Annotated in this window: 11 protein-coding genes, 1 pseudogene and 2 riboswitches; of the genes and pseudogenes, 5 read left to right on the top strand and 7 right to left on the bottom strand. The window is 72.6% G+C overall.

Features of this window, described 5'->3' with window-relative positions; genetic code table 11:
- Nucleotides 1–111: pseudogene (locus tag ABZ948_RS39165) on the top strand (6-phosphofructokinase); the annotation flags it as partial.
- 44 nt (nt 112–155) lie between these two features.
- Here the strand turns inward: ABZ948_RS39165 and ABZ948_RS39160 are convergent.
- The 5 genes from ABZ948_RS39160 to ABZ948_RS39140 all read right to left on the bottom strand — a co-directional run bounded on the left by ABZ948_RS39160 (nt 156) and on the right by ABZ948_RS39140 (nt 6,602).
- Entirely contained in the window at nt 156–1,922 is a 1,767-nt protein-coding gene (locus ABZ948_RS39160) for an ABC transporter substrate-binding protein (RefSeq protein WP_359767903.1), read from the bottom strand.
- 8 nt (nt 1,923–1,930) lie between these two features.
- On the bottom strand, nt 1,931–2,929 hold the full coding sequence (locus tag ABZ948_RS39155) for an ABC transporter permease (RefSeq protein WP_359767902.1): 999 nt from the start codon (nt 2,927–2,929) through the stop codon (nt 1,931–1,933).
- 341 nt (nt 2,930–3,270) lie between these two features.
- Nucleotides 3,271–4,071 carry an enhanced serine sensitivity protein SseB C-terminal domain-containing protein gene (locus ABZ948_RS39150; protein ID WP_359767901.1) on the bottom strand — a complete coding sequence of 267 codons (801 nt, stop codon included), beginning with the start codon at nt 4,069–4,071 and terminating at the stop codon, nt 3,271–3,273.
- 136 nt (nt 4,072–4,207) lie between these two features.
- Nucleotides 4,208–4,996, bottom strand: a complete 789-nt coding sequence (locus ABZ948_RS39145; protein WP_359767900.1) for an enhanced serine sensitivity protein SseB — start codon at nt 4,994–4,996, stop codon at nt 4,208–4,210.
- Nucleotides 4,997–5,930: 934 nt separating this feature from the next.
- The gene (locus tag ABZ948_RS39140; RefSeq protein ID WP_359767899.1) at nt 5,931–6,602 is read right to left on the bottom strand and encodes an AAA family ATPase; all 672 of its coding nucleotides are present in this window, start codon (nt 6,600–6,602) and stop codon (nt 5,931–5,933) included.
- A 231-nt stretch (nt 6,603–6,833) separates the two neighbouring features.
- A riboswitch (glycine riboswitch) is annotated at nt 6,834–6,933 on the top strand.
- Nucleotides 6,934–7,039: riboswitch (glycine riboswitch) on the top strand.
- A 38-nt stretch (nt 7,040–7,077) separates the two neighbouring features.
- Here ABZ948_RS39140 and gcvT point away from each other — a divergent pair.
- The 4 genes from gcvT to ABZ948_RS39120 all read left to right on the top strand — a co-directional run bounded on the left by gcvT (nt 7,078) and on the right by ABZ948_RS39120 (nt 11,431).
- Nucleotides 7,078–8,199 (top strand): glycine cleavage system aminomethyltransferase GcvT, encoded by a 1,122-nt coding sequence (gene gcvT, locus ABZ948_RS39135; protein ID WP_359767898.1) that lies wholly within the window; start codon nt 7,078–7,080, stop codon nt 8,197–8,199.
- 103 nt (nt 8,200–8,302) lie between these two features.
- Nucleotides 8,303–8,680 carry a glycine cleavage system protein GcvH gene (gene gcvH / locus ABZ948_RS39130; RefSeq protein WP_010041753.1) on the top strand — a complete coding sequence of 126 codons (378 nt, stop codon included), beginning with the start codon at nt 8,303–8,305 and terminating at the stop codon, nt 8,678–8,680.
- Nucleotides 8,681–8,694: 14 nt separating this feature from the next.
- Nucleotides 8,695–9,957, top strand: a complete 1,263-nt coding sequence (gene glyA / locus ABZ948_RS39125) for a serine hydroxymethyltransferase (RefSeq protein WP_359767897.1) — start codon at nt 8,695–8,697, stop codon at nt 9,955–9,957.
- Nucleotides 9,958–10,063: 106 nt separating this feature from the next.
- Complete coding sequence (locus tag ABZ948_RS39120; protein ID WP_359767896.1) at nt 10,064–11,431, top strand: L-serine ammonia-lyase; 1,368 nt, start codon at nt 10,064–10,066, stop codon at nt 11,429–11,431.
- On the opposite strand, the gene ABZ948_RS39115 is transcribed toward ABZ948_RS39120, so the two are convergent.
- The gene (locus ABZ948_RS39115; RefSeq protein ID WP_359767895.1) at nt 11,418–12,485 is read right to left on the bottom strand and encodes a Glu/Leu/Phe/Val dehydrogenase family protein; all 1,068 of its coding nucleotides are present in this window, start codon (nt 12,483–12,485) and stop codon (nt 11,418–11,420) included. The two genes, ABZ948_RS39120 and ABZ948_RS39115, sit on opposite strands and share 14 nt — an antisense overlap.
- The coding region (locus tag ABZ948_RS39110; protein ID WP_359767894.1) for a hypothetical protein at nt 12,482–14,814 on the bottom strand (2,333 nt) is incomplete at its 5' end. The genes ABZ948_RS39110 and ABZ948_RS39115, both read right to left, overlap by 4 nt.

The following is a 14,814-nucleotide window of genomic DNA, read 5'->3' as shown; positions in this document are numbered from 1 at the left end:
ATGGACTACGGCAAGGGCGCGATCGACAAGTTCGGCCACGAGCGCTTCCAGGGCATCGGCACCGCCCTCGCCCACGAGCTGGAGCGACGGCTCGGTCGTCCGCCGCGGCCACCCGGTGCCTTCACCTGCCTTTCGAAAGGATCCGGCCTGCTGAATTACTTCGAGGAGCTCATCAGCAGGTAGTCGTACATGCCGAGGTAGGCCTGCGTGACCGTGACGTTGGTCGCGGACGTCGGCCGGAGCAGCAGGTTCTTGCGGTAGATCAGCGGGACGACCGAGGCGTTGTCGAGGACCATCTTGTCGATGTCGCCCCAGGCCTTGGTGCGGGCCGCGTCGTCGGTGTTGGCGATCGCGTCCGTCAGGGCCTTGTTGATCTTCGGGTCGTCCAGCTCCATCAGGTTGTTGCCGCCCGAGGGCTTGATGGCGGCACCGTTGACGATCTGGTCGAGGAAGCCGTAGCCGGTCGGCCAGTCGGCGCCCCACGCCATCGAGAGCATGCCGAGCTTGTTCTGGTGGACGTAGGACGGGACACCGGCGAAGTTGGAGAAGTACTTGCCGGAGGGGAACTGCTTGATCTCGATGTTGATGCCGATCTTCTTCAGCGACGCCTGGACGGCCGTGGCGGAAGCGACCTCGGCGGGCCGGTCCGAGCGGGCGGTGAGGATCGTGTTGAAGCCGTTCGGCTGACCGCAGGCCTTCAGCTCCGCCTTGGCCTTGGCCACGTCACCCTTGTGACCCTCGGTCGCGTAGGTGTCGAACTTGGTGTAGCCGTTGACCGACGGCGGCAGCAGCGTGGTCGCCACGTCGCCCTTCGGCGAGCCGCCCATCGCGTCCAGGACGGACTGCTTGTCCAGACCCCACTGGACGGCCTTGCGGCAGTGCTCGTTGTCGAACGGCTTCACGTTGACGTTGAGCGCGATGTACTGCGTGGCGCCCGCGTAGGAGCTGTCCGTCTGGTTGGCGAGCTTGCCGCGCAGCACCTTCGGCTGGGTCTGCGGCTGCACACCGGTGCCGGCCGCGTCAGCCGTGATCTTGTCGGAGAGCAGGTTGTTGTCGACCGTGACCGGGTTGACCTTGAACTTGATCGAGATCTTGTCCGGCAGGGCCTTGCGGATCGGGTCCGTCTTCGGGTCCCACTGCTTGTTGCGCACGAGGGTGGCGCTGCGGCCCTCCTCGTAGGACTGGAACTGGTACGGGCCGGTGGACTGGATGGCCTGCACGTACTTCGCACCGGTGTCCTTCGCCTTCGGCACCGGCGCCGTCTGGGAGAACGTCGCCAGGTAGTCGAAGTCGGCGAACGGCTGCTTCAGCTTGAAGACGATCGTCCGGTCGTCCGGCGTCTCGATGGACTTGATGCCCTCGGCGGACTTGTCCTTGTACGGACCCTGGTACTTGTCGCCACCCTCGAGGTAGGCCTTGAAGTACGTGGGGCCGTTGGACAGGGCCTCGGGCGCGAAGTTGGAGCGCTCGATGGCGTACTTCACGTCCTTGGACGTCACCGGGGTGCCGTCCTGGAACTTCACACCGGCACGCAGCTTGTACGTCCAGGTCTTGGCGTCCGGGCTGGACTTGCCGAGGGACTCGGCGAGGTCGGGCACGACCTCCAGGCCTTCCTTGCCCGCCGCCGGCTTGAACGTGGTGAGCGTCCGGCCGTAGAGGCGGGAGAAGTTCTGCACCCAGCCGTAGTACGTGTTGCCCGGGTCGAGGGAGTCCGGCACGTCCGAGTGCTCGTACGTGACCGTCCCTCCCTTCTTGTCCGACGCGTTGACGATCGAGTTCAGCGCGGCGTCCTTCTTGCCGTTGCCTCCCCCGTCGTTGTCGTCACCACCGCCGCCGCACGCGGCAGCACCCAGCGACAGTGCCAGGACCGACGCAACGCCGGCGGTCACCCTTCTCGTCTTCACCTGAGGAAGCCCCCTCATTCGATGGATCACTTGCTGCGAGGGTCGAGGGCGTCACGCAGCCCGTCACCCAGCAGGTTGAAGGCCAGGACGGTGATGAAGATCGCCAGTCCGGGCACGAACATGTACTGCGGATCAGCCGTGTACAGATCCACAGCGTTGCTGAGCATGCCGCCCCAGGAGGCCTGCGGCGGAGCGATACCGACACCGAGGAAGCTCAGCGCGGCCTCGAACAGGATGTTCGTCGGGATGATCAGCGTCGCGTAGACGAGGATCGGCGCGACGAGGTTCGGGAGGAGCTCCCGGAACAGGACGTACGGGCCGCGTGCCCCGAGGCTCGTGGCGGCCTCGATGAACTCCCGCTTGCGCAGGGTCATCGTCTGGGCGCGCACGATGCGGCCGATGTACGGCCAGCTGAAGAAGCCGATCACGAAGATCAGCACGCAGATGCGCAGCGGCAGGCCGTCGAGACCGAAGAACCCGTCCTGCACCGAGGCCGAGATCGAGATGGCGAAGAGCAGCAGCGGGAAGGCGAGGAAGGTGTCCATCAGCCTGCTGATGACGCTGTCGATCCAGCCGCCGTAGTAGCCGGCGATGACACCGAGCACGGTGCCGATGCACACGGACAGCAGCGTGGCGCCGCCCGCGACGAGGAGGGAGACCCAGGAGCCGTCGATGATGCGGGCGAGCATGTCCCGGCCGTACTGCGGGTCGACGCCGAGCGGGTGGTCCCAACTCATGCCGCCCCAGCCGCCCTTGGGGGCCAGCAGCGCCGGGTCGATGAGGTCCTGGTTGAACTTGTTGGGATCGAGGTTGAAGATCCACTGGATCGGTTTGGAGAACACCGCCATCAGCACGAGCAGGACGACGACGATGCCTCCCGCCATCGCCACCTTGTCCCGCTTGAAGCGCATCCAGGCGATCTGGCTGAGCGAGCGCCCCTCGATCTGGCTCTTCTTGACCCCGGAGAGCACGGCCTCGGGCTGTGCTCCGGCTTCCGCCCCGGTGGTCTCGATGGGTGCGGTCACGGTGCGATTGACCCCTCTCGGGCCGGCGATCGCCGAGCCCCTGGCTGCCGCTGTAGCGGTTTTGTTTGTCTCGTACACGAGACCGACCCGGCCCGTGTCTTGCGGGGAGTCTTCAACGCTTTGGCGATCTGTTGCCAGACTTGGCGGTGAAAGGATGCGTAAACGTGATGCTGTCTGGGGGGTTCCGTTATCCGGACAACGGGTAACGCGGGTCGGACGCGCAGTGTCAGGGGCATAGTAGGGCAGAGGCATCCAATTCGCCCCGATCTACGCGCGGAGAGCTGAACGCCTCTCGCTTTTGCGTCTCGCTCTTGCGAGGGGTTCCGGACGACTCCGGGAGATCAGTACCGGCCCTGCGCCGGCGGGTAGCCGTAGCCCGAGGCCGGGGCCTGGACGGGGGCGGTGGCGTGGGCCTCGCGGTCGTAGAAGGGCCGGGCGCTCGCGCGCAGCCACATGGCGACCGGGTCGTGCTCGTCGGACATCGCGACGGTCGAGACGGGCAGCCCGTCCGGTACGGCGCCGAGGGACTGCTGCATCATCGCGCGCACCGAATCCACGGCCTGCGGCGAGGCGTCGTACACATCCAGTCCGATGGCGAGGTACGGCGCCCCGAGCGCGGGCTGCACCCAGGCGCGGCGCAGCGAGCGGACGGCCGGGGTGCGGTGGGCGTTCTGCGCGAGCAGGGCGTAGAACTGCGGGATCTCGATGGCGGGTTCGGACAGCCGCAGCGGTCCCGCGGGCTGGCGGTCCAGGCCCGTGGCGATCCGGCGCAGGTCGAGCCAGGGGATGCCGACGCCGCCGCCGGGGGCGTGCGGGTTGAGCCAGAGGCCGTAGTGGTCGGGGTAGAGGGCGCGGGCGACGTCGACGCCGTCGACCACCTCGTACGAGCGGTTCCAGCCGCTGGCCGACAGCTCCTGCGCGGAGGTGACACAGGGGGCGTAGCCGTAGCCGTCGACCTCCATGTTTCCGTACTGGGCGTCCGGGGAGCCGGCCTGGCCGTGCCACAGGAGCATCCAGATCTGGCCGGTGTGCGGGGTCGCGAGCGCGCGCAGGAGTGCCTCGTAGGCGTCGTAGCGCCCGGGCGTGACCTGGCGCAGCATGTGCTCGACCTGTCCGGCCGCGGCCGTGCCGCTCGCGCTCACCTTTACCGCCCCTTCGTACAACGCCTCGACCGTGACCTAGCTTAAGCCCGCCCGGGAGCTCGGGGCTTGGTGCCGGTTCGCGGGCGCGGGCCGTGTGAGGTTCTCGCGCGGTTCCCCGCGCCCCTGGGGTACTGACCTACCGCTGGTAGAAGGGCCGGACCCTGTCCCTCATCCAGGTGCCCACCGGGTCCTCCGCCACGTCCAGGAGGACGAGGTTGACGGGCCAGGGCGCCGGGGAGGCGGTGACGGCGCGGGTGAGGGCCTCCAGGGGGAGGGCCCGCAGGTCGCCTTCCCACTGGGAGAGTTCGACGCCCACGAACATGACCGGGTCGGCGGTCTCGATGGCGGCGAGGCAGCGGCGGGCGGTGAGGACGACGCCGGCCGCCTCGAACTCGGCGGAGGCGGCGGCGAGGAAGTCGACCGGGTCGTCCTGCCAGTCGGGCTCGAAGAGGCGGACCCGGCCGCCGCTCGCGGGGCCGTCCAGGGGGGTCCGGCCGGCCCGGCACAGCTCGGCCACGGCGGGCGGGGGGAGCGGGATGCCGACGACACCGCCCGGGTTGACGGCTATGCCCGCGTGCGGGGGCAGGCCGCGGGCGAACTCCACGGCGGGGGCGATGGTGTACGGCATGTGGGAGCCGGCGACCTGGCGGAACTGTTCCTCGGAACTGAACACCGGGACGTACGCCTGGCCGTCGATCTCGATGCCGGGCAGGTCGAGGGGGCCGCTGTGCGGGCCGCCGCCGTTGGGCAGCGGGATCCACACGAAACTCCGGCCGAGCACCTCGACGATCCGCCCGCCGGCGGACGGCCCGGCGCCGAGGGAGGCCGAGAGCACCTCCTCCAGCTCGTTGCCGGGCCATCCGCCGTGCGGGTGGGTCTGCGTCTGCGCCGGGAAGTCCGCGGAGAAGTCCGCCGGGAAGTCCATCTGCCTACCGCCTGCCTGGAACCACTGCTGTGCCCCAAAGGCTAGCGGCTCCGTAACGGCGGACGGGGGGCCCGGGGGCGCGGCCGCGGGCTGCCGGGTGCAGGGCCGGACCCGAAGCACCCGGCCCGACCGACGGACGGCCCCGCCCCATGCGCTCCGCCTGACCGGCAGACGGCCCCGAGCCCACGCGCCCGGCCCGACCGGCGAACGGCCCTGGCCCTGCGCAGAGCCGGCCCGGCGGACGACCCGGCCGCACGCACTCCACCCGACCAGCAGACAGCCCGGCCCCACGCGCTCCGCCCGCCCGGCCGACGGACGGCCCTGGCCCTGCGCAGAGCCGGGCCGGCGGACGACCCGGCCGCACGCGCATGGCCTGACCAGCAGACAGCCCGGCCCCACGCGCTCCGCCCGCCCGGCCGACGGACGGCCCTGGCCCTGCGCAGAGCCGGCCCGGCGGACGACCCGGCCGCACGCACTCCGCCCGACCAGCAGACAGCCCGGCCCCACGCGCTCCGCCCGCCCGGCCGACGGACGGCCCTGGCCCTACGCAGAGCCGGCCCGGCGGACGACCCGGCCGCACGCACTCCGCCCGACCAGCAGACAGCCCGGCCCCACGCGCTCCGCCCGACCGACCGACGGACGGCCCTGGCCCTACTCAGAGCCGGCCCGGTGGACGGCCCGGCCGCACGCACTCCGCCCGACCGGCGAAACGGCCCTGGCCCTGGCCCTACGCAGAGCCGGCCCGGTGGACGGCCCCGGCCGCCCGCACTCCGCCCGACCAGCACACAGCCCGGCCCCACGCGCTCCGCCCGACCGACGGACGGCCCCGGCCCCACGCGCTCCGCCCGGCCGGCGGACGGCCCTGGAACCCCTGCGCGTGGCCCGACCGGCAGACGGCCCAGGAACGGAACCTCGTGCATGGGCCGCGCCGTGGTCAGGTCGTGAAGGTGATGCTGTGCAGGGTGTTCGCCGCGTCGCGGTCGGCGAGGATCGCGGAGCCGCAGCCCGAGGGCAGTTCGCCCTGTTCCACGGCGCGCAGCAGGCGGGTGGTCGCCGCGCGGTGGCGCAGGAACGCGTAGCGCGAGACGCCGCGGCCGCGGTCGCGCTGGCCGGCCAGGGCCTGTTCGGGGGTGACGTCGAGGAGGAGCAGGTGCAGGGTGCCGCCCCGGCGGCGGGCCTCGCGGGCCAGCCAGCGGCGGACCCACGCCTGCGTGCCGCAGTCGTGCACGACGACCCCCTCGCCGCTGCGCAGAGCGCGGCGCAGCCCGGCGTAGTGGGCGAGGCGGACGAGCGGGCGGTACACCCCGTAGGGCAGGAAGCGCGGCATGCGGCGGTCCCAGCGGTCGCGGGTGTCCTGGGAGTCGACGCGCGGGCCCGGCACGGTGCGCCGCATCAGCGTGGACTTGCCGCTGCCGGGCAGGCCCGTGACCACGACGAGGTCGCGAGGGCCGAACAGCAGCGCGCGCGGGCCGCGGCCGGCGCGGTCGCGCAGATCGCGGACGACCGGCGCCGGCACCGGGCCGCAGGCCGCCCGGGCCGGTGCGGCGGCCGGCTGCTCGGGCAGCGCGATGCCCGTGGTCGTGGCGTACGCCGTGGTCCTGTTCACCGTGATCGTCCTCCCCTGGGGCCAGGTACGAGTCCCATCCCCGCCGAGTGTAAAGAGAAGGTAATGCCGAAGGCTCTCGTTTCGGTCCTCGTCCTGCAACAGGGCTGCTACAGGGTGCTGAGGGTCGCTGTGTCCGGCGCGGGGGACGCTGTGCACTCCCTGGGAAAGGTCCCCCTGCCGCGCCGGAAGGATGCGTGCAATGATGTGCGCGCCAACTGCATACCGGCCGTTTGAATCCGCGCGGGAGAGTTCCCAGCACCGCTGACGCTGGGGCGCCGAAGGAGCAAGTCCCTCCCTTGAATCTCTCAGGCCCCGTTACCGCGCGGGCGAGGCACATCTGAAAAGCGGGCCGCCCACCGGCGGCTCCACCCAAGGTGCAAGCCGTGTCCCGTGTGGTCATGGCGAACCTCTCAGGTTCCGATGACAGATGGGGAGGAACGACCTCGCCCGTCATTGCCCTGGGAGACGACCGACCGTGAGCAGTACAGGAGAACTCCGTCACACCGCGCTCGATGCCCTGCATCGTTCGCTCGGCGCGACGATGACCGACTTCGCCGGCTGGGACATGCCCCTGCGCTACGGCTCCGAGCGCGACGAGCACACCGCCGTGCGCACGAGGGCCGGCCTCTTCGACCTCTCCCACATGGGCGAGATCACCGTCACCGGGCCGCAGGCCGCCGCCCTCCTCGACTTCGCCCTGGTGGGCAACATCGGCGGTGTGAAGCCGGGCCGGGCCCGCTACACCATGATCTGCCGGGCCGACGGCGGCATCCTCGACGACCTGATCGTCTATCGCCTCGGCGAGACCGAGTACATGGTCGTCGCCAACGCCTCCAACGCCCAGGTCGTCCTGGACGCGCTGACCGAGCGTGCCGCCGGCTTCGACGCCGAGGTGCGCGACGACCGGGACGCCTACGCGCTGATCGCCGTCCAGGGCCCCGAGTCCCCCGGGATCCTCGCGTCCCTCACCGACGCCGACCTCGACGGGCTGAAGTACTACGCCGGTCTGCCCGGCACCGTCGCCGGTGTCCCGGCCCTGATCGCCCGCACCGGCTACACCGGCGAGGACGGCTTCGAGCTGTTCGTGAAGCCGGAGCACGCCGTCGAGCTGTGGCAGGCCCTGACCAAGGCGGGCGAGGGCGCCGGACTGGTCCCGTGCGGGCTGTCCTGCCGCGACACGCTGCGCCTGGAGGCGGGCATGCCGCTGTACGGGCACGAGCTGAGCACCTCCCTGACGCCCTTCGACGCCGGTCTCGGCCGGGTGGTGAAGTTCGAGAAGGAGGGCGACTTCGTGGGCCGCGCGGCCCTGCGTGAGGCCGCGGAGAACGCGAACCACGAGCCGCCGCGCGTCCTGGTCGGCCTGATCGCCGAAGGCCGCCGGGTCCCCCGCGCCGGGTACGCCGTCGTCGCCGAGGGCAAGGTGATCGGCGAGGTCACCTCCGGGGCCCCCTCCCCCACGCTGGGCAAGCCCATCGCGATGGCCTACGTCGACGCCATGTACTCCGCGCCGGGCACGGCCGGTGTCGGTGTGGACATCCGGGGCAGCCACGAACCGTACGAGGTCGTGGCGCTGCCGTTCTACAAGCGCCAGAAGTAGACACTGGCCGGAGGGCCGCGGCAGCGCCCCTGTGCCCGTCGTCCCAGCTCACCAGCAGTCCCCCCTTCCACAGCACTCCCGCGCGTACAGGAGAATCCAGGCCATGAGCAACCCCCAGCAGCTGCGCTACAGCAAGGAGCACGAGTGGCTGTCGGCCGCCGAGGACGGCGTGTCGACGGTCGGCATCACGGAGCACGCGGCCAACGCGCTCGGCGATGTCGTGTTCGTCCAGCTTCCCGAGGTCGGTGACTCGGTGTCCGCGGGCGAGACCTGCGGCGAGCTGGAGTCGACCAAGTCGGTGTCCGACCTGTACTCCCCGGTCTCCGGTGAGGTCACCGAGGTCAACGAGGACGTCGTGAACGACCCGTCGCTGGTGAACTCGGCCCCCTTCGAGGGCGGCTGGCTGTTCAAGGTGCGGGTCACGGACGAGCCGGGCGACCTGCTCTCCGCCGACGAGTACACCGCGTTCTCCGCCGGCTGAGGAGTCGTAGCCGTATGTCCGTCCTGAACACCCCCCTGCACGAGCTCGACCCGGCCGTGGCCGCCGCCGTCGACGCCGAGCTGCACCGCCAGCAGTCCACGCTGGAGATGATCGCCTCGGAGAACTTCGCCCCGGTCGCGGTCATGGAGGCGCAGGGCTCGGTCCTCACCAACAAGTACGCCGAGGGCTACCCGGGCCGCCGCTACTACGGCGGCTGCGAGCACGTCGACGTGGTCGAGCAGATCGCGATCGACCGCGTCAAGGAGCTGTTCGGCGCCGAGCACGCGAACGTCCAGCCGCACTCGGGCGCCCAGGCCAACGCGGCCGCGATGTTCGCGCTGCTCAAGCCGGGCGACACCATCATGGGTCTGAACCTCGCCCACGGCGGGCACCTGACCCACGGCATGAAGATCAACTTCTCCGGCAAGCTCTACGACGTCGTCGCCTACCACGTGGGCGAGGACGGCCGGGTCGACATGGCCGAGGTGGAGCGCCTCGCCAAGGAGTCCAAGCCGAAGCTGATCGTCGCCGGCTGGTCGGCGTACCCGCGGCAGCTGGACTTCGCCGAGTTCCGCCGGATCGCGGACGAGGTCGGCGCCTACCTGATGGTCGACATGGCGCACTTCGCCGGTCTTGTCGCGGCCGGGCTGCACCCCAACCCGGTGCCGCACGCGCACGTGGTCACCACCACGACCCACAAGACCCTCGGCGGACCGCGCGGCGGTGTGATCCTCTCCACGGCCGAACTGGCCAAGAAGATCAACTCCGCCGTCTTCCCCGGTCAGCAGGGCGGTCCGCTGGAGCACGTGGTCGCCGCCAAGGCCGTCGCCTTCAAGGTCGCCGCCTCGGAGGATTTCAAGGACCGCCAGCGCCGTACGCTGGAGGGTGCCCGCATCCTGGCCGAGCGTCTGGTGAAGGACGACGTCCGGGCCGTGGGCGTGGACGTCCTGTCCGGCGGCACGGACGTGCATCTGGTCCTGGTCGACCTGCGCCACTCGGAGCTGGACGGTCAGCAGGCCGAGGACCGCCTCCACGAGGTGGGCATCACCGTCAACCGCAACGCGATCCCGAACGACCCGCGTCCCCCGATGGTGACGTCCGGTCTGCGGATCGGCACCCCGGCCCTGGCCACCCGCGGCTTCGGGGCGGAGGACTTCGCGGAGGTCGCGGACGTCATCGCCGAGGCGCTGAAGCCGTCCTACGACGCGGAGGCCCTCAAGGCCCGGGTGAAGGCCCTGGCCGACAAGCACCCGCTGTACCCGGGTCTGGACAAGTAACCCGGGTCCGGCCACATAACGAAGAAACCTTTCGGGTGCCGCGCCGGCCACAAGCGGGCGCGGCACCCACCCCCTCTGCACCACCCCCGTAGTCAGGAGTTCCCCCGTGGCCATCTCGGTCTTCGACCTGTTCTCGATCGGCATCGGCCCGTCCAGCTCCCACACGGTCGGCCCGATGCGGGCGGCCGGCCTGTTCGTCCGGCGGCTGCGCAACGAGGAGCTCCTGGAGTCCGTCGCCTCGGTCCGCGCGGAGCTGTACGGCTCCCTCGGCGCGACCGGACACGGCCACGGCACGCCCAAGGCGGTGCTGCTCGGCCTGGAGGGCGACTCGCCGCGCACCGTGGACGTGGAGACGGCCGACGAGCGGGTCGAGACGATCAAGGCCGACGGCCGGCTGAACCTGCTCGGCGAGCACGAGATCGCGTTCTCCTTCGACGACGACATGGTCCTGCACCGCCGCAAGGCCCTGCCGTACCACGCGAACGGCATGACCCTGTGGGCGTACGACGCCTCGGGCGCGGAGCTGCTGACCAAGACCTACTACTCGGTCGGCGGCGGCTTCGTCGTCGACGAGGACGCGGTCGGCGCCGACCGCATCAAACTCGACGACACCGTCCTCAAGTACCCCTTCCGCACGGGCGACGAGCTGCTGCGCCTGACCGAGGACACGGGCCTGTCCATCTCGGCGCTGATGCTGGAGAACGAGCGGGCCTGGCGCACCGAGGAGGAGATCCGCGCGGGCCTGCTGGAGATCTGGCGGGTCATGCAGGCGTGCGTGGCGCGCGGCATGTCCCGCGAGGGCATCCTGCCGGGCGGTCTGAAGGTGCGCCGCCGGGCCGCCAACACCGCGCGCAAGCTGCGCTCCGAGGGAGATCCGCTGGCCCTCTCCATGGAGTGGATCACCCTCTACGCGATGGCCGTGAACGAGGAGAACGCGGCCGGCGGCCGGGTCGTCACCGCCCCCACCAACGGCGCGGCCGGCATCATCCCGGCGGTCCTGCACTACTACGTGAACTTCGTACCCGGCGCCGACGAGGAGGGCGTGGTCCGCTTCCTGCTCGCCGCGGGCGCCATCGGCATGCTGTTCAAGGAGAACGCCTCCATCTCCGGCGCCGAGGTCGGCTGCCAGGGCGAGGTCGGCTCCGCCTGCTCCATGGCGGCGGGCGCGCTGGCGGAGGTCCTCGGCGGCTCCCCCGAGCAGGTCGAGAACGCCGCCGAGATCGGCATGGAGCACAACCTCGGCCTCACCTGCGATCCGGTCGGCGGCCTCGTCCAGATCCCCTGCATCGAGCGCAACGGCATGGCCGCGGTGAAGGCCGTCACCGCCGCGCGGATGGCGATGCGCGGTGACGGCTCCCACAAGGTGTCCCTGGACAAGGTCATCAAGACGATGAAGGACACCGGCGCGGACATGTCGGTGAAGTACAAGGAGACGGCCCGCGGGGGTCTGGCGGTCAACATCATCGAATGCTGACGGCACCGTCCCGGGCGGCCGTCCGCAGCCGCGCCTCGGCCAGTGCGACCGCGGCCTCGGTGGTCGTGACGCCCGTGCGTCGCGCCCGGTCGATCACCTCGGCCACCCGTACGCCGACCTGACGTACCCGCTGTTCGGCCGTCGTGCGGTCGTGCCCCAGGATCTGCTCCTCGAGGAAGACCAGCCCGCCGGCGTTCACGCAGAAGTCGGGGGCGTACAGGATCCCGCGCTCCGCCAGGGCGGCGGCGTGCCCGGGCCGGGCGAGGACGTTGTTGGCGCCGCCGGCGATGATCCGGCAGCGCAGCCCGGGCAGCGTGGCGTCGTCCACCACCGCGCCCATGGCACAGGGCGCGAGGACGTCGCACTCGGTGCGGGCCGCGTCCGCCGGGTCGACGACGCGCGCCCCGTGGCGTTCCGCCACGGCGGCGGCCCGGGCGGGATCGGTGTCGGCGACGACCAGTTCGGCGGACTCGGCGGCGAGCAGGGCGGCGAGCGCCGAGCCGACGTTGCCCACGCCCTGGACGCACACGCGCACCCCGGCCAGGTCGCCGTCGCCGCCGGTGGCGCGCAGGCAGGCCCGGATGCCCTCCAGCACGCCGAGCGCCGTCATGGGCGACGGGTCCCCGCTGTCGCACACGGGTGCCGCTTCGCGTCCGATCACCTCGATGTCGGCCTGGGTCGTACCGATGTCGTTGACCGGGATGAAGCGGCCGCCGAGGGTGGCGATGAACCGGCCGTGGGCGCGCAGCAGTTCCTCCGTCTTGTCGCGGGCCGGGTCGCCGATGACCACGCTCCAGCCGCCGCCGAGGCCGAGGCCGGCGGCCGAGGCCTTCAGGGTCATGGCCCGGGCCAGCCGCAACGCGTCGTCCAGCGCCGCGTTCTCGTCCTGGTAGGCGTGCATGCGTACGCCGCCCAGCGCCGGGCCGAGCGTGGTGTCGTGGACGGCGATGACGGATCGCAGGCCGGTGCGGGCGTCGTGGCCGAACAGCACCTGCTCGGCACCGCCGGCCCGGAGCCGGCCGAAGACGGTCGCCTCGGGTGGTGGAGTCGTCATCGGACGATCCTTTCAAGATCCGCCGGGGGACGGCAGCCCAGGGAGGCCAGTTGGGCGCGGCCTTCGGCGGCGCGGTCGGGCAACAGCAGCAGCGTGCAGGCGCGTTCGAAGGCGGCGTCGATGCGCTCCCAGCCCGCGAGCGACTCCCGCAGGGCGTCCCGGTCGCCGTGCAGCCGGCCCGCCGCGCGGGCGAGGCAGGCGGCGGCCCACGCGTTCTCGGCGCCTGCGGGCGCGGCGGCGGCGAGCCGCTCGTGGGCGTCCGGGAGCCCGGCGGCCACGGCGGTCTCCGCGGCGACGGCCCAGGAGTAGGCGTCGTAGAACTGGTGCGTCGCGCGCGGCCAGGGCGGCACCGCCGTGAGGTCCACGGCGAGGGCGGGGTCGGGAGCCCCCCTGTGCAGGGCGATCCGGGCCTCGGCGAAGGCGGCGAAGCTCGCGGCGATGCCGTGCGGGTCCCAGGGCTCGGCCATGCGGCGGGCGCGGTCCCGCCACTCCTGGTGCAGCCGGACGTCCCCGGCGCCGCCGCGCAGGCCGTGGACCAGGGCGGCGGCGTGGACGGCCGGGGCCATCCAGCGGGCGGTGGGCCGGCCGGCGCGCTGCCAGCCGTCCCACATGGCGTCCGCGTAGGCCAGTGCCTCGTCGAACCGGCCCGACAGCGCCAGCGGTGCCACGCTCTTGCTGGCGCGCATGTAGAGCCCGCTGAGCGGGTCGTCCCAGGCGCGGCGTGCCGCCGTCACGGCGCGGGGCAGGTCGCCGGCGGCGACGGCGACCAGCGGCACCACGTGCAGGGTGTCGATGATCTCCAGGCCGATCCGGGGATCGTGCCGGGGCAGCCGGTCGAAGAGGCGCAGCCGTTCGTCGCTCAGCCGGTGCGCCTCGCGGAACCGGCCGGTGACGCCGTGGCCGCTGCACACCGCGTCGATGGCGCCGGCGATCAGCACCGGGTCGGCGGCGGCCCGCGCGGCGTCCAGTGCCGCGTGGGCCAGGTCCGCGTCCGGGGCGGTCTTCTGGCCGGTCGCGTTCCACGCCTCGGCCGCCGCCACGTAGGCGGCGACGAGCCGGTCCCCCGGCGGCGCGAGGCGCTTCGCCTCGTGCAGGAGGGCGCGCAGCTCCTCGTGCGGCAGGAGGTCGGTGAACGTGGCGGGGAATCGGCTGCCGATGCAGGCGGCGAAGGACAGCGCGACGGCCTGCGCGGCCGTGTCGCCCGCGGCGGCCGCGTGTTCGGCCGCCGCGCGCAGCAAGGGGTAGGCCAGGTCGCCGCGGTGCTCGGCCATGGCCACGTCGGCCGCCGCCCGCACGTCGGCCGCCGCCTCGGCGGGGTCGGGCGCGAGGGCACCGGCCGTCCGGAAGTGCCCCCGGGCCTCGACGAGGAACTGCCTGGCGTAGCAGAGGCGGGCCAGGGCCCGGGCCAGTCGGTGCGCTTCGGGTGCGGGGTGCGGGCCGGCGCCGTCCAGTGCGGCACGCAGGTCGTCGGCGAGCCGGTCGAAACGGGCGTGCCAGGGCTCGCCGGGCTGGTCGGTGCGGGCCTCCGCGTCCGTGGCGCGCACCAGTTCCGTGGCGGTGGTGGTGGCCCACGTCAGGTGGCGGGCGCGGCATGGTGCCGCCTCTCCCTCGGCGGTGAGCCGTTCCAGTGCCACCGTGCGGACCGCAGGCGGCATCCGCCAGAGGCCGGTGCCGGGACCACGGACCAGGAGGGCGCGGGCGGCCAGCCGGTCGAGGAGCGCGGCGGTGTCGGCGGGGCGAGCGCCGTCGCCGGCCGCGACCGCGTGGGCCGACGCGGCGTCGAACCCGCGCAGGAACACGGCGAGTCGCCGCAGCAGCCGGCGCTCGTCGGCGTCGAGAAGACCGTGGCTCCACACGACGGCTCGCTCCGCCGCCTCGCCGGGGGCCGGGCGGTCGGCGGAGGCCGGCCCGTCGGCGGAGGCCGGGCGGTCGGCGGAGGCCGGGCGGTCGGCGGAGGCCAGCCCGTCGGCGGAGGCCGGGCGGTCGGCGGAGGCCAGCCCGTCGGCGGAGACCGGGCGGTCGCCGGAGGCCAGCCCGTCGGCGGGCGCCGGGCGGTCGCCGGAAGCCAGCCCGTCGCCGGAGGCCAGCCGGTCGCCGGAAGCCAGCCCATCGCTGGACGCCGGGCGGTCGCCGGAAGCCAGCCCGTCGCCGGAGGCCAGCCGGTCGCCGGAAGCCAGCCCATCGCTGGACGCCGGGCGGTCGCCGGAGGCCAGCCCATCGCTGGACGCCGGGCGGTCGGCGGAAGCCAGCCCGTCGGCGGACGCCGGGCGGTCGGCGGACGCCAGCCCGTCGGCGGACGCCGGGCGGTCGGCGGACGCCAGCCCGTCGG

Origin of the sequence: Streptomyces olindensis (assembly GCF_040645895.1) — a bacterium.
In the GTDB taxonomy this organism is placed as follows: domain Bacteria; phylum Actinomycetota; class Actinomycetes; order Streptomycetales; family Streptomycetaceae; genus Streptomyces; species Streptomyces olindensis.
This window is presented reverse-complemented; position numbering and strand designations above follow the sequence as displayed.

What these genes read in the sequence shown, in the direction of transcription:
- ABZ948_RS39115 (WP_359767895.1), bottom strand. Translation starts at nt 12,485, where the DNA reads ATGACGACTCCACCACCCGAGGCGACCGTCTTCGGCCGGCTCCGGGCC.
- ABZ948_RS39145 (WP_359767900.1), bottom strand. Translation starts at nt 4,996, where the DNA reads ATGGACTTCCCGGCGGACTTCTCCGCGGACTTCCCGGCGCAGACGCAG.
- glyA (WP_359767897.1), top strand. Translation starts at nt 8,695, where the DNA reads ATGTCCGTCCTGAACACCCCCCTGCACGAGCTCGACCCGGCCGTGGCC.
- gcvH (WP_010041753.1), top strand. Translation starts at nt 8,303, where the DNA reads ATGAGCAACCCCCAGCAGCTGCGCTACAGCAAGGAGCACGAGTGGCTG.
- ABZ948_RS39160 (WP_359767903.1), bottom strand. Translation starts at nt 1,922, where the DNA reads ATGAGGGGGCTTCCTCAGGTGAAGACGAGAAGGGTGACCGCCGGCGTT.